Consider the following 21,671-nt stretch of genomic DNA (forward strand, 5'->3'; position numbering starts at 1 on the left):
AACCCTCCACAAGATGCCCAGTCTCAACATGGCGCAGGCCAAAGCCCAGCTTTCGGCGGGCTTTGATCTGGAAGCTTTTTTGGCTGCCACCAGGGCCCAACCCCTTCACAAAGGAATTGATATCGCCAGCATGCGGGAGGGGACTCGCTATTGAGGCGCCTTTACCTCGACACCTCCCTGTTGGTGGCGGCTCTGGTCCACGAAGCAGCCCAGGAAGCCTGGGAGAGGTTTGGGGTGTTGCGTGAGCAACGCCTAAACACCCTGCCGCTGGCAGCCGAGGATTTTGAGGCCGCCGCCCGGCTCTGTCTGAGCCAAGCGCCGCCTCTGCGGGCAGGGGATGCCCTGCATCTGGCTCTCTGCCAACGGCTAAACCTGCAACTGGCCAGCTTTGACCGCGGCCTGTGCAAGGCCGCTGCCCATTACCAAGTCGCTCACGAGCAGCTCCTGATCTGATCCCACTGTCGAAGCGTCACCCCCATCTGGTGTCTCCAACCCCTTTCATTTCCAAGTGTGCAGGAGTCTGTAAAGGCTGTACAAATTCAAGATGTACATATTCAGGGAGGCGGCCAAATTGTCATGGTGGTTGGCTTCCCCCTAACCCGCCAAGCGTCCCAGCCGGAACAAACCCCGGTGCCACCGCACCCCAGCAACACCCGCCACCACCGGCCCCCGCACGACCAGCAACCCTCAAACTCTTGACCGGCCCAACCTTCATGCGCTTGCCGTCACGCCTGCAGAGGCCGCTGCAGAGCCTGCTCAGCCAGGAGCCGGCCGCCCAACTGATCCGCAGCACCGCACGGCAGCAGTGGCGGCTGATCGTTCTAAACCTGGGCAGCAGCTTGGTGGAGGCCTTCACGGAAGGGGCCACTTTGGCGGTGGTGTTTCTGGCGGTGGAAGTGCTGTCGGCACCGGCGGGTACGCCGTTTAACTGGGCCAGCAACCCGATCGTGAGCCGTTTGCCGGCGGCGGCGAATTGGCTGAACGCCCTGCCGGCCACAGGCGTGTTCGCCAGCCTGCTGGCGTTGGCGGTGCTGCTACAGGCCCTGCAGAGCCTCACCCGCTTTCTTAGCCAAGTGAGCGTGGGCTATTTTGCTGCCCGCTGCAAAGCGCTGGTCACCGCGCGCATTCACAGCCAGGTGCTGAGCTTCAGTTTTCCCTGCGCCAGCGGCTACAAGGTGGGCGACCTCACCGATTACGCCGGCAATGGCCCTGAGGCCATCCGCATTCAAATCGAAGTGAGCAGCCAGCTGCTGGTGGGGGTGCTGCTAATAGCCACCTACCTGGCGGTGCTGGTGGGCATCTCGCCGTGGCTGCTGCTGGCGGTGCTGGTGATGGGTGGGCTGATCACCATGGTGCAGAAGCAACTGCTGCCGCGTATTCGGGCCGGCTCCCAGGCGGTCAGCCAGGCCCAGGTGGCGATCAGCAGCCGGATCACAGAAGACTTCCAGGGCCTGCGCCTGCTGCACAGCAGCGGCCAGCTGGACGGGGCCGATCAGCACCTGCTCAGCCGCATGGGCGAGCTGGAACTGCAGCTGCGCGGCCAGGTGCGGCGGCTGGCCGTGGTGGGGCCTTTTTCCAGCTTCCTGCCGATCTTGGCGATTGCTGTGATTGCGGGGTTGAGCCTGCTGCTGCTGGGTGGGCGCAGCACCGGCGTGCTGCCCAGCTTGGTCACCTTTGTACTGGCTTTGCAGCGGCTAAATGTCCGCTTGAGCGGTGTGGCTGGCACCTTTAATCAGCTGGCCGACAACAGTGGCCGGCTGGCTCGGCTCAACCAGCTCCTCTCGCCGGCAGGCAAGCAATTTCGCCGCCAAAGCGGCATCTCCTTCCGGCAGCTGCAGGGCCAGATCCGCTTTGAAGGTGTGGGCCTGCGCTACGCCCCCGAGATCCCCCCATCCTTGGGTGACATCTCGTTCGCTTTGCAAAAAGGCCAGATGCTGGCCCTGGTGGGCCCCAGTGGAGCGGGCAAGAGCTCAATTGCCGACCTGCTTACCGGCCTCTATGCCCCCAGCGACGGGGAGATCTGGATAGACGACATAGCCATGGGGGAGCTGGACCTCAGCAGCTGGCAGCAGCGGCTGGGGGTGGTGAGCCAGGACACGTTTATGTTCAACGGCACGATTGCCGAAAACATCGGCTTCGGCACACCAGGCGCCACACTGTCGCTGATCCAGGCGGCCTGCGCAGCGGCCCAGGCGGCAGGCTTCATTGAGAGCTTGCCCCAGGGCTACGACACCTTGGTGGGTGAGCGAGGCTACCGGCTCAGCGGTGGGCAACGGCAGCGCCTAAGCCTGGCGCGGGCGATTCTGCGCGACCCTGAACTGCTGATTCTCGATGAGGCCACTAGCGCCCTGGATAGTCAAAGCGAACGGCTGGTGCAGGAGGCGATCGAGCGCTTTGAGCGCAACCACACCGTGCTGGTGATCGCCCACCGGCTGAGCACGATCGTGCGGGCCGATCAGATCCTGGTGCTGGAGGGGGGGCGCATCGTTCAACGCGGCAGCCACACCAGCCTGCTGGCTGCTGGCGGCCTGTATGCCCAGCTCTGGCAGCAGCAGAGCCAAATCACCCAACCCTCCCACGCTTGATTCAGATGACCTTCGAGTCCAGTTCCCGCATCCTGATCACCGGTGGCACCGGCAGTTTCGGCAAGGCGTTCATCGCAGAAACGCTCAGGCGCTTCCCAGAAATCAAGCGGCTGGTGGTGTATAGCCGCGATGAGCTCAAACAGTGGGAGCTCCAGCAGCTGTATCCGGAGAGTCAATACCCCCAGCTGCGTTTGTTCCTTGGCGACGTTCGCGACCGCGACCGATTGCGACGTGCTCTTGAAGGCATCGACACCGTTGTACATGCAGCCGCCCTTAAACAGGTACCGGCAGCCGAATACAACCCGATCGAGTTCATCAACACCAATGTGCTCGGCGCCGAAAACGTGGTGCAGGCCTGCCTCGACACAGACGTGAAGCGGGTGGTGGCGCTGAGCACGGATAAGGCCGCTGCGCCGATCAACCTATACGGCGCCACCAAGCTTTGTTCAGACAAGTTATTCATCGCTGCAAACAACATCAAGGGCACCCGCGATCTGCGTTTCTCGGTGGTGCGCTACGGCAATGTGATGGGTTCACGGGGCTCGGTGATCCCCTTCTTTTTGGAGAAGGCGAAATCAGGTGTTCTGCCGATCACGGATCCGGGGATGACTCGGTTCAACATCTCGTTGAGTGAGGGTGTGGCGATGGTGTTCTGGGCGCTGGAGCATGCTCTTGGCGGTGAGCTATTCGTGCCCAAGATCCCCAGCTACCGGATCACCGATGTGGCCGAAGCAATCGGGCCGAGCTGCTCCAAGCCGATCACCGGCATCCGCCCCGGCGAGAAAATCCACGAGGAGATGATCACCAGTTCAGATAGCTTCACCACGATTGACCTGGGCGCTTACTACGCGATCTTGCCGAGTGATGGCCGGGTGCAGAAGCGCTACCAGGAGACAGGCATCAGCAGCGAGCCCGTAGCCACGGGGTTTGCCTACAACTCTGGATCCAATCCCGAGTTTCTCAGCGTGGAGCAGCTGCGTGCGCTGATCCGCGAGCACGTGGATCCTGCCTTCCAGCCCGTATGAGCAGCGAGCCCAGACCCTTCCTCCCCTACGGCCGCCAGACCATCACAGAAGCCGACATCGCTGCGGTGGTGGAGGTGTTGCGCAGCCCCTTCCTCACCCAGGGGCCGGCGGTGCCGGCCTTCGAGCAGGCTGTGGCCGCCAAGGTGGGCGCGCGCCATGGTGTGGCGGTGAACAGCGCTACCAGCGCCCTACACATCGCCTGCCTGGCGCTGGGGCTGGGGCCAGGCGATCCCCTCTGGACCTCGCCGATCACCTTTGTGGCCTCGGCTAACTGCGGCCGCTACTGCGGCGCCACGGTCGACTTTGTCGACATCGAGCCCGCCACTGGCTTGATGAGCGTGGCTGCCCTTGCGGCCAAGCTGGAGCAGGCCGATCGCGACGGCACCCTGCCGAAGGTCGTGGTGCCGGTGCATCTATCGGGCAGCAGCTGCGCCATGGCAGCGATCGGTGCCTTGGCTGAGCGCTATGGCTTTGCGGTGCTGGAGGACGCCAGCCATGCGATCGGCGGCTGCTACCGCGGCGAACCGGTGGGCAACTGCCGCCACAGCGCCATCACGGTGTTCAGCTTCCACCCGGTCAAGATCATCACCACCGGCGAAGGCGGCCTGGCTACCACCAACGATCCGGTCCTGGCCCAGCGCATGGCGGAGCTGCGCAGCCACGGCATCGTGCGCGAGGCCGAGCGCTTTGAGCGGCCAGCGGCGGGGCCCTGGGTGTATGAGCAGCAGCAGCTGGGCTTCAACTACCGGATCACGGACATCCAGGCGGCGCTGGGCTTGAGCCAGTTGCAGCGGCTCGATGAGATCGTGGCCGACCGCAACCAGCAGCTGCAGCGCTACCGAGAGCTGCTGGCGGATTTACCCGTGCAGTTGCTGGAGGTGCCTGATGACGTGCTCAGCTCCGTGCACCTGGCTGTGATCCGCCTGCAGCAGGACAGTGCTGAGCAGCACCGTCAGTTGTTTGAGGGGCTGCGGGCTGCCGGGATCGGCGTGCAGTTGCACTACAGCCCTGTGCACCTTCAGCCGTATTACAGGCACATGGGTTTCAAGGACGGGGATTTCCCCGGAGCTGAGGCCTATGCCAGCAATGCCATCAGTCTGCCCCTCTACCCAGGCCTACAGGAATGTGACCAGCAACGGGTTGCTGATGCGCTGACAGCTCATTTTATGGGATCAGGATAGAAAGACTTACTGAAAGTTCATGCATCTTTTCGCATCAATTAGGCATCAAGGGTACAATCGCAAATTCCGCTATGCATCTCCATTGTGGCCACTTGTTAACAAAAACCAATCGCGTCGGTCAATCCCATGCCCGTTGATACAACAAATCAACTTGCCTTGCATAATGCCAGGAAGAGCCAGCTGGATCGATCAAGTCTTTACATAGAGACCTTCTTAGCAGGCCTTGATCCGATGGGTGATCATGCGCGAGTCGCCTGCCCCACGTGCCATCATCAGCCCGACGGACCTCTGTTCAAAAAGCGTAAGGGGGAATACGCGCACTGCCCACAATGTGATCACATCTTTCTTCTGAATCCACTTGCTCCTGAAAAACTAATTAGTTTCTACACAAATTATCCTACATCGAGCCTTGAATGGCATCAGAACGAGTCCGACTTCTATAGGCGTATCTACCAAAGAGGAATCAAACTTTTCAGCCCGCATTGTAGTGGTTCCAGGCTACTAGATATTGGCTGTTCTAGTGGATATTTCTTGTCAATCGCTGCCCAAGAGGGCCTCGATGCCTTTGGGATTGAACCCAATGCCCAGGAAGCGCGCTATGCAGTAACCAACGGCATCAAGGTGATCGGGTCAACCATCGATGATTTATCGCCCGATGAACAGGGTTTCGATGTCATCTCATTATGGGATGTTCTTGAGCACATCCGTGAGCCGGTAAGCTATGTCGCAAACCTGCGAAACCTACTAAGCAACAAAGGCTTAGTTTTTGTTCAGGTGCCGACAAGCGATTCGCTCGCCGCGAGAATATTGCGTGATGACTGCAATATGTTTGATGGAATCGAGCATCTCACGCTCTTCAGCTCCAGGAGTTTGGATATCGCCTTTGATAAAGCCGGCTTTAGTTGCCTTGTAAAACAAAGCGTGATTTCTGAGGTTCATGCGATCAGAAATTATTTGAGTTATCAAGCAGATCCATATATTGCTACTCCTGTATCGCCCTTCGAGGCTGCCTTTCTGGACGCTGATTCCTTGGAAAACTCTGGCTTAGGTTATAAGATACAAGCTGTCTACCGTCTTAACCCATGATCAGCTATTGCAGCCGCTGCCTCTATCCATCCACAAAGCCAGATCTTTGGTTCCAAGATGGTTTGTGTGGAGCTTGCCATTCATTTGAACAGCGATCTAAGTATGACTGGTCTTCCGGTAGACAGGTGTTTCGAGATCTCCTTCGTGCCAATAAGAAAAATCCTCGCTATGATTGCATTGTGCCAGTGTCTGGAGGAAAAGATAGTACATATCAAGTCTGGAGAGTGCTACAAGAGGGTTTCAATCCTCTTTGCGTAACTGCTCCAACTGATCAGCTGACGGCACTTGGCCGCACAAATATCGAAAACCTAAAGTCTCTTGGTTGCGATTATGTCGAGATTTCCGTGAACAGAGAGGTCCGCAAAAAGATCAATCGTCATGCTTTCTTTGCAGTGGGAGATATTCAGTGGCCGGAGCATCTGCTGATTTACACCACTCCTGTGCGTGCAGCAGTTCAATTTCAGATCCCGGTAATCCTTTGGGGCGAATGTCCGCAGCGTGAGTATGGTGCAGGCAGGCCTGAAGACGCTTATCTTAAATATTTTGACAGGCGCGTGCTTGAGGAATATGGCTCCTTGAACGGATTGCGGGTATCAGATCTTCTGGCTATAGATGGTGTTGCCGTTCGTGATCTCTATTTCTATGAATACCCTTCCGTCGAAGACGTAGACTCCCTTGGCTTAAAAGGGATTTATCTTGACAACTATTTTCCTTGGAATGGAATCTCAAACGCAGTGATTTCTCAAAGCCTTGGCTTCCGCGTAAGCGAAACAAACATTCTTGGCACGATTTCCAACTATGAAAATCTAGATAATTACGTTCATGGGATCCATGATTACCTTAAATACTTAAAGTTTGGGTTCAGTCGTGCGACAGATGTTGCCTGTAATCTAATTCGCCGCAACCTTCTCTCTCGAGAGGACGCCAGCATGTTGCTGGAACGCCATGATGGCCGCTATCCCGCCTCATATTTGGACCGCACTCTTACGGAGATTCTTGCGTACTTTGAAATAAGTATGCAGGAGTTTGATGCTGTATGCGATGATTACACAAATTACGATCTCTTCCTGCAAGATCAAGCTGGACAGCTAACGCGGCGTGAAGATGGATCTCCGCAGCTAGCAGGCTCTTATTCATGCTTGCATTCATAGCTTGAATTTCAGAGGCGCTCCCCCAATGATTTATATTGTTAACTTTCCTTTTTGCAATTTCTTTAGCCTTGAGCGCTATCTACGCGTACGCAATAAGCCCTATCAAATCCTCGGCCTAGCGGATCAGCTCTCTTCTTCCGACCATGTGATCCTGCCTGGCGTCGGTACCTATGAACAAGCCATGGCGTATCTGAGCGGCCAACACCTTGTTCCAGCGCTGCAGGCCCATGTAGATAATGGCGGAAGGCTTCTTGGTATTTGCCTTGGCATGCAACTACTGTTTGGTTTCAGCCAGGAAAGTCCTGGAGTTCAGGGTTTGAGTTTGCTTTCAGGTGGCTGCGTTCCAATCCCAACCGATCCTGGTTTTCGAGTGCCTCACATCGGCTGGAATCAGCTAGTAGCTCCTACCGGGGAGAATTCTCAGTCTTGTTTGTATGATTTTTCAGCTTCAAGCGGCTGCTCCCGATCTGACTACTACTTTGTACATTCATACGTAGTAAAGCCAACGAATAGTTCAGTGATCAGCTCTTGTTTTCAGCATCCCTGCGGGCCGCTCTGTGCTTCTGTTGCATACCAGAATATCACAGGAGTTCAATTTCACCCCGAGAAAAGTGGCCTTGATGGCTATGCCCTGTTGGATCGGCTGCTTGCTGACAATAAACCAGCATGAAAAAAAGGATCATTCCGTCTATTCTTCTCAGGGGAGGAACACAAGTCTGCCTTTCACAGAGTTTTAGCCCATGGCGGACAGTAGGGGCGTTGGCACAAAATCTGCGCCTTCACGTTAAGCGTTCTGCAGATGAGCTGCTGATCATCAACCTCGATCAGGCAGGGGGTCAGCAGTTTGAACTTCCTGAACGGGTTCTTCGTCTAGTTCGCCAGGAGGTTGATATTCCGATTGCCTATGCGGGCGGTATTCGCTCTGCTTTTGATGCCGCTCTGTGTATTAATGCCGGTTTCGACAAGGTCTTTCTCACATCAGCATTCCTGGATGATCCGGCTGCTCTGAAGAGGATTGCCGAAGTTGTTGGATCGCAAAGCCTTGGCTTGGTATTGCCCTATCAGCGAATGGATGGCAATAGCGAGGCGAGGGTTTGGGATTATCGCTCTAAAGATCCCATTGACGCCAACCTCAATGAGGCGATAGAGAATTCGATTGCTTTCGGAGTCGGTGAAGTTCTGCTCCATGATGTTTCACGCGATGGCACTCTTTCTGGCTTTGATCCGCATATAGTTAATGATATGGAGCAGCTTCGGCCGCCGATTCCCATCCTGTTGGCTGGTGGTGCAGGTGATGCCGGTCATATCTCCTGCGTTTTGGATTCAACTTGGATACAGGGGGTTGCCGCATCATCTATTTTTGCGCTTACCCCGGCGACGCCAGCAACTATACGCAAGCACTGTGCTGAGCATGGAATAGCAATGAGGCGGTGTTCATGCGTTTCGACATGATATAGATCGCTTGTTATGAGTTTGTTGTGTGTCATTCCAGCCCGAGGCGGTAGTAAGCGAATCCCCCGCAAGAACATTCGCGAATTTGGCGGCAAGCCAATGATCGCCTGGTCGATCGAAGCGGCCAATGCGAGCGAATGCTTTGATCATATCATCGTTTCGACGGACGATATAGAGATCGCGGATGTTGCCAGGCAATGGGCTGCTGAGGTGCCCTTCATGAGGCCGGCAGAGCTGGCGGATGATTTTGCGAGCACCAATCAGGTGGTCGCTCATTGCGTGCAGTGGTATCAGGATCGTGGCCATGAACTCACGGCGGTGTGTTGCCTCTATGCCACGGCACCCTTCGTTGAACCTGCCGATATCAAGCAGGGTCTCGTACTGCTAGACCAAGCTCCTATTGATCGATTCGTGTTCACCGCCACAGACTATCCTTCGCCAATACAGCGGGCACTGCGCCTAGATCTAGATTCAGGCATGGCTCACATGTGGCACCCAGAGCAGTTCAGCAAGCGCAGCCAGGATCTTGAGGATGCCTATCACGATTCTGGCCAGTTCTATTGGGGGCGGCCGCAGGCATGGTTGCAATCTGAGAATCTATTTGAAGGAAGCAAACCTTTGCTCTTGCCGCGCTGGCGCGTGCATGACATCGACACGGCTGACGACTGGAAGCATGCTGAGCTGATGCGTCAAGCCTTGGCTCAAGAAGCCCGCTAGCTAGCACTGAAATGCCAAGCATTGTTTTTGGTTTCGCCAACTCCCAGGTGGTTTATCTACACCACGTCGGCGATGTGAACATGGACCGCCGCCCCTTCACTTGACACTGACTAGACTGACCCCCTATCCGCCGATACGCGTTCTAATCCGCTGCGATGCCTCTCTGGCGATCGGCAGCGGCCATGTATTACGTTGCCGCAATCTGGCGCGTGGCCTTCAGAGGCGCGGGGCGGAGGTTCTGTTTGTGTGTCGAGAGCGCCCTGGCGCCCTCAACGCTCTTCTGGCCGAGGAGTTTGCGGTGATGAGGCTGCCTGCGCTGCCTGGCCCTGAACCATGCCCGGACGGTCTGGAAGGACGTGATCTCTATCGGGCCTGGCTCGGATGCTCGCAGCTTCAGGACGTTGACGATTGTCTGGATGTCATCAGGACAGCGGGGCCAGGCCCCATCCATTGGCTGGTGGTGGATCACTACGGCCTTGATCAGCAGTGGGAAGGAAGAATCTGCGATAGCCTCAGCGGGCTCCAGGATGAACCACCCAGGCTGCTGGTCTTCGACGATCTGGCCGACAGGACCCATCAGGCTGCGGTCCTGGTGGATGCAAACCGAATGGAAGCCAATGCCTGGGGATGCTACCGTGCACTGGTGCCCGCCAGCTGCCGCCTCCTGCTGGGGCCCGCTTATGCCCAGTTGGATCCTCTGTATGCGCAGCTGCAGCCTCTAGCGCCTCAACGCCGCACATTGCGCCGTGTGCTCGTGTTTTTTGGTGGTGTGGATCAGGCCAATTACACAGCCCTAGCCTTTGAAGCTCTCTGTCATCCAGATCTCGCGTGCCTTGCGGTGGATGTAGTTCTTGGTTCAGCGGCACCCCATAGCGCCAGCATTCAGAAGTTGGCCCAACAACGCCCTCATACCGAGTTGCATCGGGGGCTGCCCTCACTAGCCGGCCTTATGGTGCGAGCTGATCTGGCTATAGGCGCCGCCGGCACGGCCAGTTGGGAACGGGCAGCCTTGGCCTTACCTACGATTGTGATACCTGTGGCGGACAACCAGCGGCAAGGAGCCCAGGCCATCGCTGAAGTGGGGGCGGCCATTTTTGTTGATCTCCAGGAGGCTGAGGATCCCTCTGATCAATTAATACAGGTCTTACTGACATTGCAGGATCGACCTGAGCTGCTGTCTCAGCTGAGCGATCGAGCCAGGGCGCTAGGTGACGGTCATGGCCTTGGACGGCTGCTCACTGTCATGCTCGGGCCAATCACCACTAGGCGATTGCGGCCAACAATCATGGCGGATGAGGACCTTTATTACAGGTGGGCTAATGATTCGGATGTTCGACGGCAGAGTTTTAGCAGTGATCCAATCCCACTCGAACAACACCAGAGTTGGTTCCGTGGCCGAATGCACTCGCCCAATGCCATTTTGAGGGTGCTGGTGGATGGTGAAGGTCTACCACTAGGTCAGATTCGTTTCGAACGGAGCGATTCAAATCCCGACCGTGCTTTGATCAGTTTTTCGTTAGACCAAGTGATAAGGGGGCAGGGAGTCGCTTCTGAATTGATCCAACGAGGTATGGTTGATATGAAGCGGCAGTGGGGGTCTGGAGTTGAGGCCTATGGTGAAGTGCGAGCTACGAATGAAGCGAGTGCAAAGTCTTTTCTACGCGCTGGTTTTATTGAAGGACATGCTCCCCGTCCCGGGGTGCGATGCTTTAGCAAGCTAACCGGAGCTTTTCTTTAAATGAACTCTGCAATTCAAATCGGTCAACGCTATATCGGTCAGCAGCATCCTCCGTTTGTGATCGCTGAGATGAGTGGCAACCACAACCAGAGCCTTGAGCGGGCCTTGGAAATTGTGGAAGCCGCAGCAGTATCTGGTGCCCATGCGATCAAGCTACAAACCTACACCGCTGATACCATCACGCTGGATGTACGGGGTGGCGACTTTGATATTACAGATCCGAACAGCCTCTGGGTAGGGAAAAACCTGCATGACCTTTACCAGCAGGCCCATACCCCATGGGAATGGCACGCGCCAATCATGCAGAGAGCCCGTGAGCTGGGCCTCATCTGCTTTAGCTCGCCATTTGATGAATTAGCGGTCGACTTCCTTGAGGGCCTCGATGTGCCTGCCTACAAGATCGCCAGCTTTGAGAACAACCACCTTCCATTGATAGCCAAGGCCGCTTCCAAAGGTAAGCCTCTGATTATTTCCACGGGGATGGCCAGCCTCGGTGAACTGGAGCAGGCGGTGTCTACGGCTCGCTCCGCCGGCTGCACCGAGCTCGTCTTGCTCAAGTGCACCAGCACCTATCCCGCCACACCCGCGAACACCAACATCCGCACCATCCCCCATCTGCGCGAGCTGTTCGGCTGTGAGGTTGGCCTTTCCGATCACACCACGGGTCTAGGTGTGGCCGTGGCTGCCATTGCGCTTGGGGCCACAGTCATCGAGAAGCACTTCACTCTCTCCCGCACTGAAGGTGGAGTTGACAGTGACTTTTCACTAGAGCCGGCTGAACTGTCAGCCCTGGTGCAGGAGAGTAAGCGGGCCTGGCAGGCTCTCGGGAAGGTGCGCTATGGGCCTACTGAAGCCGAGCAGAAGAGTCTGGTGTTTCGGCGTTCGGTCTATGCATCTGCAGACATTGAAGCCGGTGAACTATTCACTAGCACCAATATACGCATCGTGCGTCCAGGTCACGGGGCTCCGCCCCACCTCTTTGAGCAACTACTGGGGCGCCAGGCTCGCCAGGCCTACAGCTGCGGAACTCCTCTCAGCCTAGATCAGCTTCTCTGAAGGCCTTGATTGACTAATTGAGTTCACCATGTTTATGGCTTCCGCTGGTTCGCCGTCTATTTCGATCTCAGCAAGTGGCTTGTTTAGGCCAATATGGGCAGTATAAAGGCCACTGAGGGTGCTTTCACCGACCTGTGCTCGCCAGCCTTCGCTGGTGTGGCCACTGGAAAACCAGAGATGGCGCAAGACAGCAAATCTGTTTGAATTTCAACTCGTACAGCAAAGCAGCTAACTATGTATCTGAGTTTGGCCGCGTCTGCCGTTTCTGAGTCATTGAACGCATCACGATCGAAATCGCCGGCCGCCCCAGGGCTGCAGGCCATAACACCTTTGTGGATGCCGCCGCCTAGGCTGGCGTGCACGCCATCAAGCTGCAGACCGACACCGGCGGCACCATGACGCTCGTCGTCCGCGGCAGCAGCTTCGAGATCAGCGATCCCGATTCCCCCCGGGCCAGAGCTAAGACGACCTTTATCAAAAGTCACACTCTGGGAATGGCACGGGCCGGTTATGAAGCGGGGGGGGGGGGGCATGGGCTTGACCGTTGTTGTTTCCGAGGCTAGGCAGATCTGATCTATTTACTCTTAGCGCCTTGATTAGCCTAATCTTAGTTGGTTTGGCAACCACTTGTCAACAAAAATCTCTACTCAATTAAAGTCTTAAAACAAAAAATGGAAAAACAACCTGTCTTTAATAGTGAAATCCACACATCAAACCTTGCTCATGTCACAAAGGTCTCATCCGGCTCATATGAAGAGAAGTTGATTAATGTTCTTGCACCAAAAATGGGATTGCAAGCCGCCCTTGCTTACAGGAATGCCTACCACTGTGCTTATGATTTAAAACCAGAAGAATCCAATGCAATTAACACGGTTGCCGTAAATGTTTCCGAGCTATGCAATTTTAACTGCATCATGTGCGATGTTCCAGATAATAATAGAAAGCTTAGTCGGATCCAGAATTCAGCTATATTAGATTTCTTGACGCAATCCGCGTCAAGAGGTGCTAAATGCTGCATGCTGGGCTCTGGATCTGAAATTACTCTTTATTCGGGATGGAAAGATATAGTAAAAACGGCCATTAGGCTTTTCCCCGATACAATACTTTTTACCAACGGCAGTACATTAAAGGACTCTGATTTAGAATTTTTTGTGAAGGAAGGTCTTACTCGTCTATTTATTTCATTAGATGCAGCTAATAAAGACACGTTTCAGAGAATTCGTGGCTCAGATGCCCTTGAAAAAATAGAGAGAAAAATTCATACTATTCGTAGATTGCGGGCATCATTAAACTCACTTTCGCCGCTATTAAGAGTCTCGTTTGTTATCCAGCAAGAAAATAAGGATGAGATCGATGCATTTAGGGATAAGTGGATTGACATTGTCGATTCAGTTGAATACCAAGAATTGTCAGATATTTCTCATTTTCGTGATCGAAATTTTGCTAATACGCTTCCAAAATCAGATCCGAAAGTTGCCAATGTATTCCCAAAGTGTCACTACCCGTTCTCTTACTTGTCGCTATGGGCCGATGGAAGAATCTCCCCATGCTGCACCAGCTACGGGCGTGATTCAGATGACTTAAGACTTGCAAATATTCAGGAGGAAGATGCACTTAAAAAGGCTTTGAATGGCAGAAAAGCCCTTCAAGAAGCATTTAATTCAAATGATTGGAGCCAAATTCCAAATAGTTGTGTCCACTGTTTAAACAATATGCAACCTTAACCCCTCTGAATCATTTTCTATGCAATGTATGCTTTCCTTTTCATTTAGCCCTCTTGCTTTCTTCTCTCCCAATGAGGGCGGAGTATGAGTATGTTTTCAGGTGCGATTTATGATCAAATTTTCATTGCGGCTAGTATTAGAACGTCCGGCCAATCTAACTCGCTAAATGCATTAATAGCTTTTAAGCCATTGTTCTGGTTTGTGATAAGATAGGTATGCCTTGGGATTAATTTATTGTACCTTGATGTTAAGCTAGGCGATTCTTAAGCCTTCAAAATGTATGAAAAAGCGTCTTTATCTGGGGGGAGGGCTCCTTGAGTCTCAGCTTCTCTGGATTCTTCCTGTGGCAGCGGGGTATTGCAAGGAGATTGGTGTCGAAGAGATAATCGTTGAAGCTCTGCCAAAAAGGCTTTGCGAATCTCGTTCAGCTGCCTTTGTTAAGCGTAACAGTATAACACTTGTTTCTGAAGTGCATATTAGAACCTTATGCCTTAATCACAAATCAAGTATTCTTGCTCGCCTTGTCCGACGCATTAGAGGTTTGTTGCTGGCTTTTCAAGTAAGTCGTGCTGCCCTTCTCAAATGTAGCTCTTGGGACCAATGTCAGCTTTTCCATGCTGTTTGGGACAGTGCACTTGTCGTAGCAGGTGACAGGCAATATACCCCAAATTTTAATGCATTATGGGTTTCTGGTGTCCAATGCCTTTCGGCGCTTGAGAGGGCTAAGTGGCTGCGATCAATTGGGGTGTGTCATTCTATCTTGGGGCACACAGTTTATGCAACAAGGGCCTTGAAAGTTGGCTTTTGCCTTGATAAAACATTCAGATTGTTTGCACACGCTGGTGATTCTATTTACAGTTGCCCAACGACTTTCGATCAAGCATCTTCTATTCATGTCTTAAGCCATTGGAGCAATCTATTCGAGCATGTAAGCATGATCGATGCCGAAGGCTATTTCCATCAACGGCGAAAAGGAATTTCCGCATATGATGATGCTTCCAGGGCTGCTGCTCTTCCCTTGGTTGCCACGCCTGGCAGAGGTGATTTAACGAATGTAGTCTTTTTGCATGTGTTTAGGGACTCCCCTTTTAATTATATTGATCAAAATAGAGTTTTCGCTGACTATATGGAATGGTTTCGGCAGTCACTTCGAATTATTGCTGCTTCAAATGAGAGCTGGTCGGTCCGAGTCCACCCAAGTTCGTTGCGTTGGGGCGAGAATCCGCGAGAACTTATTTCTGCTATCTTAAAAAGTTTAGATATGAGAAGCGTGCCTGCCAACATAAATATTGAATACGAGCCTGGCTCGAACCTAGAGGTATTTAAATCGGCTCGTAGAATTGTAACTTATGCTGGTACATCGGCGCTCGAGGCCTGCTGTTATGGAAGAAGGCCCATAACCATATCGATGACTACCCCTGAATCATTCTCCAAGGCACTTGTCAACAAGCCATGCACCGTTCAAGAATATAGAGAACTGTTGCTTGCTCCCTCGTCGTCATCGTTATTTGATCTTCAATCTTGCCAGGTCAGCGATGCAAGGCGTCTTTTATATGCTGTTGAAAAACTGATACCTTTAACCCCACATATTGGGTCCTTGCCTCTCTACAGGGGAGACACGCTAGATCAGTTCGAACTGGGCTTCCTTTCGACAGTGCAATCCCTGGATGAGGCAACGATGAACTTTCTATCCGGATTGGGAAAAAATTTAGCGAGTGGAAAATTGTCTGCTACGTACTCTGTAAATTCACGGCCAGCCAGATGATCTAGGCAGCCATAGAAATATCTCTTCCTTTGTCGAGTGTTCATTTCTTATTATTAATTTATATAATGAGTCGTCTCCTTTTCGTCTTTTAATTGCTTGCGCCACCCTGCTGGAGCGTTACCGCCACGACACGCGGGTGTGGTGCATCAGCGGCAACAACTTCCAGAAAGGCCAGTCGCGCAGATGGCAGCTACTACTTCAGCCGTCACAACCATTGCTGGGGCTGGGCCCGCTGGCGCAGCTGCTGGCGGCACTACGCCGCCGACCTCAGCCAATGGCCCGCCCTGCGCGATTCCGGCCTGCTGAACTCAATCTTCGAAGATTCACTGGAGCGCGACTACTGGAGTGGAATTTGGCAGCGTACACACGCGAAGTCAGTGCCGATTACGTGGTGGGATTATCAATGGATGTACGCCTGCCTTGCCAACAGCGGCCTCACAGCCCTACCCAACCGCAACCTGGTGAGCAATGTGGGCTTTGGGCCTGATGGTACGCACACCACAAGCGTTGCCGAACCCACGGTTGCTTATCAGGGCTTGGGTGACCTGATGCATCCGAGCTTTGTACTGAGGGACCCGACGGCTGATCGATATACTTATTCTTCTGTCTTTGCCCGACCTAAAGCTAGCCGCAGTGCTGCCATTGTTGCAAGGCTAACAAGAAAATATACGGCTATAAAGGAATTAGCCATTCGACGCTTTTGTTGCAAATAGCCTGATTGTATAAGACTTCTCTGATAGCACTAAGGTGGCCTCCACCCGTACTATCTGCTCGCCTCTCCTTTCTTGCTGTCTCTACCTTGATCGATTTGACGGAATGAATATCTATTGGATTCCAAGGCACTATATTGAAGAATTTTGCCGGAAGCAGGGGCAAGTCATTTCAGGCCGCATCCTTGACTTCGGATGTGGTTCTAGGCCTTATGCAGCTTGCTTTCCTGATGTTCATGACTACATGGGTGTTGAATATGACAGAAATCTTCAGCCTGGAAGTTTTTACGAGAAAGATAAGGTCTATTTCTACGACGGGCTGAAACTGCCGTTCCCTGATAATTATTTCGATGCTATTGTATCTTTTCAAGTTATTGAGCATATTGAGAACCTTCATGATTCCTTGTGTGAGCTAAAGAGGGTTTCTCGTCCTGGTGCAAAGCTCCTGATTACTGGTCCATTGCTATGGCCAGAGCATGAGGCGCCGTTTGATTTCCGACGATTTACTCGGTGGGGTGTCGAGCAGATCTTCAACGGTGCTGGCCTAGAAGTCGTTGAGGCAAGGCCTATGGGATCAATTTATGATGTCTTGTGCGTATTTCTGCTTGACCATCTAAATACGCATCGATTGATTCTCGCGAGAAAGTTCTGTCGTTTTATTTGCCCAGTGATCAATATGATCTCGGTTCTCCTCAACAAGCTAGACCCATGGGCTTTAAGGGATGATCGCTACTGCTACCTCGATTTAGGATTGATTGCGACTAACCTCAAGCAAGAATGAATTGCTAATATCTGTGACTCAGAATATGGCTTGCGTATTTGGCAAACTGGTTGAATATCTTTTGCTAGTATTAACCATCTCGCACAGTGTTTACTTGTGATTGATATTTCTGGCTACAGTGTCGACGCTGCCGAAAAAACGGCACTTGAGTCGATGCTTTCATCAACCGGGGCTAATCCAGTCTTGGAGCAACTGTGGGGCCTAATGGACCAAGCTTGGCAACGGCATGGATGTGATAATCGCTTCCCACATTCTGATCGCCTGGCCACTTTTTACAGCGATCCAGTGTGGTTGCTCAACGGCATGTTCATCGAGCAGCACGATGTCTCGATGGGCCACCGTCAGGCGATCACGGCGTCGGTGGCGGCGCTGGCTCCATGCCGGGTTCTGGATTTTGGCGGGGGCTTTGGCACCTTGGCACGTCTGCTGGCAACTGCTCTTCCCAAGGCTGAGGTGGCCATTTGTGAGCCCTACCCGCCGCGCCATGGCATCGAAAGCTGCAAGCCCTTCGCCAACATTCACTTCATCCCCGAACTCACAACTCAGAGCGTCGATGTGCTTGTGAGCACCGATGTGCTGGAGCATGTGCCCGAACCACTCTCCCTGCTGGCAGCGATGGTGGATTCGGTGCGTCCCGACGGCCATCTGTTGATCGCCAATTGCTTCTTTCCGGTGATCGCCTGCCACCTGCCCTGCACTTTTCATCTGCGGTACAGCTTTGATGCTTTCTGCCAGGCCTTGGGCTTGGAGGTGCTCGGCCCCTGCGTGGGCAGTCACGCCACCATGTACCAGCGTGCTCAGGTGGTGGAGCCCGATTGGCCGCGCCTGCGGGCGATGGAGCGGCGCTCGCAGCGCCTGTTCCCCTGGCGGGAGTGGCGTGCGCGGCATATCAGCCCGTGGCGCCAACGGGCCCAGCTGGCCGTGACCCACCCCCTGCACTACCCCCGCAAGCTGCTGAGCGCTGTAGCCGCTAACCGTTGAACATCCTCCACGTCAACGCCTCCGACATCAGCGGCGGTGCCGCCCGCGCCGCCTACCGCATCCATCGCAGCTTGGTGGAGCACGGCGTAGCCCATGGCCTCACCTCGCAGATGCGGGTGATCAGCCAGCTGTCAGATGACCCCACCGTGATCAGCGGCCCTCCCACCGGCCTAAACCCGATCTGGCGCCGCCTGCAGCCTCGCCTCGCCCAACGCGCCCGCCGAGGCTTTCGCACCGGCAACCCCACACTGCACTCAGTGGCCTGGCCGTCCACGGGTCTGGGCGCTGAGCTGCAGCAACGCCACCGCCAAGGCCAGGCCGATCTGGTGCACTTGCACTGGTTGGGTGATGGCACCCTCTCGATCGAGGAGATCGGTCGCCTGCCCATGCCCCTGGTGTGGACCCTGCACGACCAGTGGGCCTTCTGCGGCGCCGAGCACTACACCAGCCCTCCCCTACCCGGCGAATCCGCTAGCAGCGATGAGCGCTTCGCGGCTGGCTACAGCCCCGCCAGCCGCCCCGCCCATGAAGCAGGCCCCGACCTCAACCGCCGCACCTGGCTACGCAAGCGCCGCGCTTGGCGCAGGCCGATCCACATCGTGTGTCCCAGCCACTGGCTGTCCGATTGCGCCCGCCGCAGCACGTTGATGGGCGACTGGCCGATCACGGTGATCCCCTATCCGATCGACCTGATCGTGTGGGCCCCCTGCGATCAGGCCCAGGCTCGTGCGCTGCTGGACCTGCCAGGCGAGCGTCCGCTGGTGTTGTTCGGCGCCATGGGCGGGGGCGCCGATCCACGCAAGGGAGCAGATCTGCTGCTGGACGCTTTGCAGCGCCTGCGCAGCCAGGTGGCCGGCACACCGCTGGAGCAGCTGGAGCTGGTGGTGTTCGGTCAGAGCCGGCCGGCCCAGCCGCCCGATCTCGGCTTCCCCATCCACTACAGCGGCCCCCTGCACGACGACCTCAGCCTGCGCCTGCTCTATGCCGCCGCCGATGTGTTCGTGATCCCTTCCCGCCAGGACAACCTGCCCAACACCGGCCTGGAAGCCCACGGCTGCGGCACCCCCGTGGTGGCCTTCGCCACCGGCGGCCTGGTCGACATCGTTGATCACCAAGTCACCGGCGCGCTGGCGCAACCCTTTGATCCGCTCTCGCTGGCAGGCTCGATCCGCTGGGTGCTGGAGGATTCGCAACGGCGGCGGAAGCTGGCGGCTGCGGCGCGGCAGAGGGCGGAGCGACTCTGGGATCCGGCGCGGGTGGCTGGCTTATATGCGGAGGTGTACGGGGAGTCTTTGTTGGCGAGCACATCTCCCTCGTTACGCTGAACTCAGGTGCTGGACACGCGTGATGACACTCACCACCAGACCAGACTCATTTCCGGTAGAGCCTGCGAAGGTTTGCGATGCAGCAGTACCATTGCCTTGGGTCAGAACTCTGGATCCTCTATCTGCTTGTTACAACACTCAAATGGTGGGTTAGTAGATTAAGGGCTGACAAACTGTAGACAGATCCGTGAGAGCAAATGGATAGTGGAAGTTCCTATTTGATTGGCAAACAGAAGAAGAAAAAGTTGCTAAGATCAGTGCTTTGTGTACGTGCTTGCTAGGCTTATTGTCCCAGCAATGCGAAGTTTGATTTCACGGCCCTAGTTGAATAAGCCCAAGAATATGCTATGTGACTAGCCATGCACGCCTCAACGCAGTCAATCTTGCTTGGACCGTCCAGTTCTTTCTGTTATCCAAAAGCTTGGCTGTCTAAGCCCTGAAGAATCCTTATGGCCGAGCCAAGTGACAAACAGCTTCTCCCAAAGATATCCATCATTACGCCCAGCTTTAATCAGGGTGAATACCTAGAAGAGACTATCCTTTCGGTTCTTTCTCAGGATTATTCAAACCTTCAGTATATTGTAATCGACGGCGGGAGCACGGACGATAGTGTAATGATTATAAGGAAGTATGCGCAGTATCTCAGTCATTGGGAGACGGAGCCTGATAGCGGGCAAACTCATGCAATCAACAAGGGTTTGCAGTATTCAAGCGGTGAGATTATTGGCTATCTGAATAGTGACGACTGTCTGTTGCCGGGTTGTCTTGCAACAATAGCCAATGCATATCTTAAGAGAAGCGCTGATAAAGTGATCTTTATGGGAAGTAGCTTAATTGGTAACGAGCTGGCGACGGCTCTCGACCGATTTACTCCCTCACCTCTTGGTGGGAGCCTTGACCTTTTGGGTGGCCCGGGATTATGTCCTCAGCCTGCTACCTTTTGGACCAATGATAGCCGTGAAGCAATGCCATATTTTATCGATAGATATCGATTTGGAATGGATTACGAGTTCTGGGTGCATCTCATTCTTCGTTTGGGATACAAGGCAACGATTATACGTAAAGACCTTGCTTTCTATCGTCTTCATCAGAAAGCAAAAGGAGCAACATTGACGCCTATCATGTGGAGCGAGCATGCAGCTACTGTTGCACTCGCAATGCCAGGCTTGACTTTTCTGGAGAGGGCTAAAGCCTCTGCATATGCGCGGAATGCGCTTCTTCATTCGCTGCTCATACCGGTCTGGGAGAATCTTAAAGAAAAAGATCTTAAGACCGCTTCTGCAAAACTTTTATCGATAATCAGATTTAATCCAGAAGCCTTCATGTCACGAAAATATCTTGGTGCCTGGAGATCCCTTCTCGTGTTAATGGTTATCCCCTATGCTCATTGTATGCAAAGCAAGGATTGATTATGTCTGAGAAAGCAGTGATTACCCTGGCGATTGGTTCGATCTATTATCTAAACCTATCCTGGAATCTTGCCCGATCCTTCCGCTGTTGGCACGATTTTCACAATGTCAGCTTTCACATCATCACAGACTTGGATGATGTGCCCTGGCCGAAGGATCTCAGCTGGGTACATCGCCGCGTAGTTGGCGAGGGTGCGCTAGGCATCGGATTCTCATGCAAGCTGCAACTTGATCGCCTTGCTCCTGCTCAGCAGACACTGTTCCTGGATGCCGACTGTCTGGTATGCGGATCGCTAGAGCCGGTTTTTGAGCAAATGCAGGGACGATCTGTCGGGGTGGTCGGCGGGAAAATCCAGAAGGGCGAGTGGTTTGGCGACATCGGCCAACTTCTCCAGAAGCTGAACTTGTCTTCCCTTCCCAAGTTCAATGGTGGCTTGTACTACCTGGAACCCGGGAAAGTATGTGATGGTGTCTTTGCCCGGGCCAGAGCCCTAGAACCTCAGTACGACGCTCTGGGTCTGTTACGCCTCCGAAATCGACCCAACGATGAACTATTGATGTCAATCGCCATGGCAGAAGCAGGGCTGACGGCCCTGGTTGATGATGGCAGTATCCTCGGCGACCCCCAAGCTTGCCAGGTCAAGCTACGGATTGATGTACCCAGGGGTCAGTGTCAGCTCACCAACCCGCCTGCATACAATCCCCTTCACCAGCCCTGGTATCCCGTGGGTACCATATCCCCAAGGGTAGTTCATTTCCTGGCCCACCACACAGACCAGCACCCTTATCGCACGCAGGAAATCCAGTTGGCCTTAATGCAACGGGACTCCTGGCCCAGAGGTTTGGCCCAGCTCGCCGCCGAAGTGCGCTTTGGTATGCCCGCCCGGCTCCGTACTTGGGTCAAGAACCTTCTCAGGCCCATATACCGGAAGTTGTGCGGGGTTAGATCTGTCAAAGCTTCTCCGCGTTTGGTGTCTTGAGGTGA

At 54.3% G+C, this 21,671-nt stretch carries 19 protein-coding genes; all 19 read left to right on the forward strand.

What is annotated here, in order from left to right:
- Nucleotides 1-13: 13 nt before the first annotated feature.
- The 19 genes from KBY99_RS01590 to KBY99_RS01680 all read left to right on the forward strand — a co-directional run bounded on the left by KBY99_RS01590 (nucleotide 14) and on the right by KBY99_RS01680 (nucleotide 21,666).
- Nucleotides 14-154 carry a hypothetical protein gene (locus tag KBY99_RS01590; RefSeq protein WP_254996891.1) on the forward strand — a complete coding sequence of 47 codons (141 nt, stop codon included), beginning with the start codon at nucleotides 14-16 and terminating at the stop codon, nucleotides 152-154.
- Nucleotides 151-453: a PIN domain-containing protein gene (locus KBY99_RS01595; RefSeq protein WP_254996892.1), complete on the forward strand. Its 303-nt coding sequence runs from the start codon at nucleotides 151-153 to the stop codon at nucleotides 451-453. The genes KBY99_RS01590 and KBY99_RS01595 overlap by 4 nt, the downstream gene beginning before the upstream one ends.
- Nucleotides 454-713: 260 nt before the next feature.
- A complete protein-coding gene (locus KBY99_RS01600) occupies nucleotides 714-2,585 on the forward strand; it encodes an ABC transporter ATP-binding protein (RefSeq protein WP_254996893.1) in 1,872 nt (623 codons plus the stop codon).
- Nucleotides 2,586-2,590: 5 nt separating this feature from the next.
- Nucleotides 2,591-3,610, forward strand: a complete 1,020-nt coding sequence (gene pseB / locus KBY99_RS01605) for a UDP-N-acetylglucosamine 4,6-dehydratase (inverting) (RefSeq protein ID WP_254996894.1) — start codon at nucleotides 2,591-2,593, stop codon at nucleotides 3,608-3,610.
- Nucleotides 3,607-4,791 (forward strand): UDP-4-amino-4,6-dideoxy-N-acetyl-beta-L-altrosamine transaminase, encoded by a 1,185-nt coding sequence (pseC, locus tag KBY99_RS01610; protein WP_254996895.1) that lies wholly within the window; start codon nucleotides 3,607-3,609, stop codon nucleotides 4,789-4,791. Before pseB ends, pseC begins: the two co-directional genes overlap by 4 nt.
- 126 nt (nucleotides 4,792-4,917) lie before the next feature.
- Nucleotides 4,918-5,877: a class I SAM-dependent methyltransferase gene (locus KBY99_RS01615; RefSeq protein ID WP_254996896.1), complete on the forward strand. Its 960-nt coding sequence runs from the start codon at nucleotides 4,918-4,920 to the stop codon at nucleotides 5,875-5,877.
- The gene (locus tag KBY99_RS01620) at nucleotides 5,874-7,028 is read left to right on the forward strand and encodes an N-acetyl sugar amidotransferase (RefSeq protein WP_254996897.1); all 1,155 of its coding nucleotides are present in this window, start codon (nucleotides 5,874-5,876) and stop codon (nucleotides 7,026-7,028) included. Before KBY99_RS01615 ends, KBY99_RS01620 begins: the two co-directional genes overlap by 4 nt.
- A gap of 25 nt (nucleotides 7,029-7,053) precedes the next feature.
- A complete protein-coding gene (gene hisH, locus KBY99_RS01625) occupies nucleotides 7,054-7,698 on the forward strand; it encodes an imidazole glycerol phosphate synthase subunit HisH (RefSeq protein WP_254996898.1) in 645 nt (214 codons plus the stop codon).
- On the forward strand, nucleotides 7,695-8,480 hold the full coding sequence (locus tag KBY99_RS01630) for a HisA/HisF-related TIM barrel protein (RefSeq protein ID WP_254996899.1): 786 nt from the start codon (nucleotides 7,695-7,697) through the stop codon (nucleotides 8,478-8,480). The genes hisH and KBY99_RS01630 overlap by 4 nt, the downstream gene beginning before the upstream one ends.
- 15 nt (nucleotides 8,481-8,495) lie before the next feature.
- A complete protein-coding gene (gene pseF / locus KBY99_RS01635; RefSeq protein WP_254996900.1) occupies nucleotides 8,496-9,197 on the forward strand; it encodes a pseudaminic acid cytidylyltransferase in 702 nt (233 codons plus the stop codon).
- 100 nt (nucleotides 9,198-9,297) lie between these two features.
- Nucleotides 9,298-10,935: a UDP-2,4-diacetamido-2,4,6-trideoxy-beta-L-altropyranose hydrolase gene (gene pseG / locus KBY99_RS01640; RefSeq protein ID WP_254996901.1), complete on the forward strand. Its 1,638-nt coding sequence runs from the start codon at nucleotides 9,298-9,300 to the stop codon at nucleotides 10,933-10,935.
- A complete protein-coding gene (gene pseI, locus KBY99_RS01645; RefSeq protein WP_254996902.1) occupies nucleotides 10,936-11,991 on the forward strand; it encodes a pseudaminic acid synthase in 1,056 nt (351 codons plus the stop codon).
- A 611-nt stretch (nucleotides 11,992-12,602) separates the two neighbouring features.
- Complete coding sequence (locus tag KBY99_RS01650) at nucleotides 12,603-13,715, forward strand: radical SAM/SPASM domain-containing protein (RefSeq protein WP_254996903.1); 1,113 nt, start codon at nucleotides 12,603-12,605, stop codon at nucleotides 13,713-13,715.
- Between the two features lie 280 nt (nucleotides 13,716-13,995).
- Nucleotides 13,996-15,480, forward strand: coding sequence for a hypothetical protein (locus KBY99_RS01655; RefSeq protein WP_254996904.1), 1,485 nt, complete (start codon nucleotides 13,996-13,998; stop codon nucleotides 15,478-15,480).
- Nucleotides 15,481-16,227: 747 nt separating this feature from the next.
- The gene (locus KBY99_RS01660; RefSeq protein ID WP_254996906.1) at nucleotides 16,228-16,971 is read left to right on the forward strand and encodes a class I SAM-dependent methyltransferase; all 744 of its coding nucleotides are present in this window, start codon (nucleotides 16,228-16,230) and stop codon (nucleotides 16,969-16,971) included.
- Nucleotides 16,972-17,175: 204 nt separating this feature from the next.
- Nucleotides 17,176-17,952: a class I SAM-dependent methyltransferase gene (locus tag KBY99_RS01665; RefSeq protein ID WP_254996908.1), complete on the forward strand. Its 777-nt coding sequence runs from the start codon at nucleotides 17,176-17,178 to the stop codon at nucleotides 17,950-17,952.
- The gene (locus tag KBY99_RS01670; protein ID WP_254996909.1) at nucleotides 17,949-19,277 is read left to right on the forward strand and encodes a glycosyltransferase; all 1,329 of its coding nucleotides are present in this window, start codon (nucleotides 17,949-17,951) and stop codon (nucleotides 19,275-19,277) included. Before KBY99_RS01665 ends, KBY99_RS01670 begins: the two co-directional genes overlap by 4 nt.
- Nucleotides 19,278-19,726: 449 nt before the next feature.
- The gene (locus KBY99_RS01675; protein ID WP_254996910.1) at nucleotides 19,727-20,686 is read left to right on the forward strand and encodes a glycosyltransferase family 2 protein; all 960 of its coding nucleotides are present in this window, start codon (nucleotides 19,727-19,729) and stop codon (nucleotides 20,684-20,686) included.
- Between the two features lie 2 nt (nucleotides 20,687-20,688).
- Nucleotides 20,689-21,666, forward strand: a complete 978-nt coding sequence (locus KBY99_RS01680) for a hypothetical protein (RefSeq protein ID WP_254996912.1) — start codon at nucleotides 20,689-20,691, stop codon at nucleotides 21,664-21,666.
- Nucleotides 21,667-21,671: the final 5 nt, after the last annotated feature.

This window comes from Cyanobium sp. Maggiore-St4-Cus (genome assembly GCF_024345615.1).
Classification (GTDB): domain Bacteria; phylum Cyanobacteriota; class Cyanobacteriia; order PCC-6307; family Cyanobiaceae; genus Cyanobium_A; species Cyanobium_A usitatum.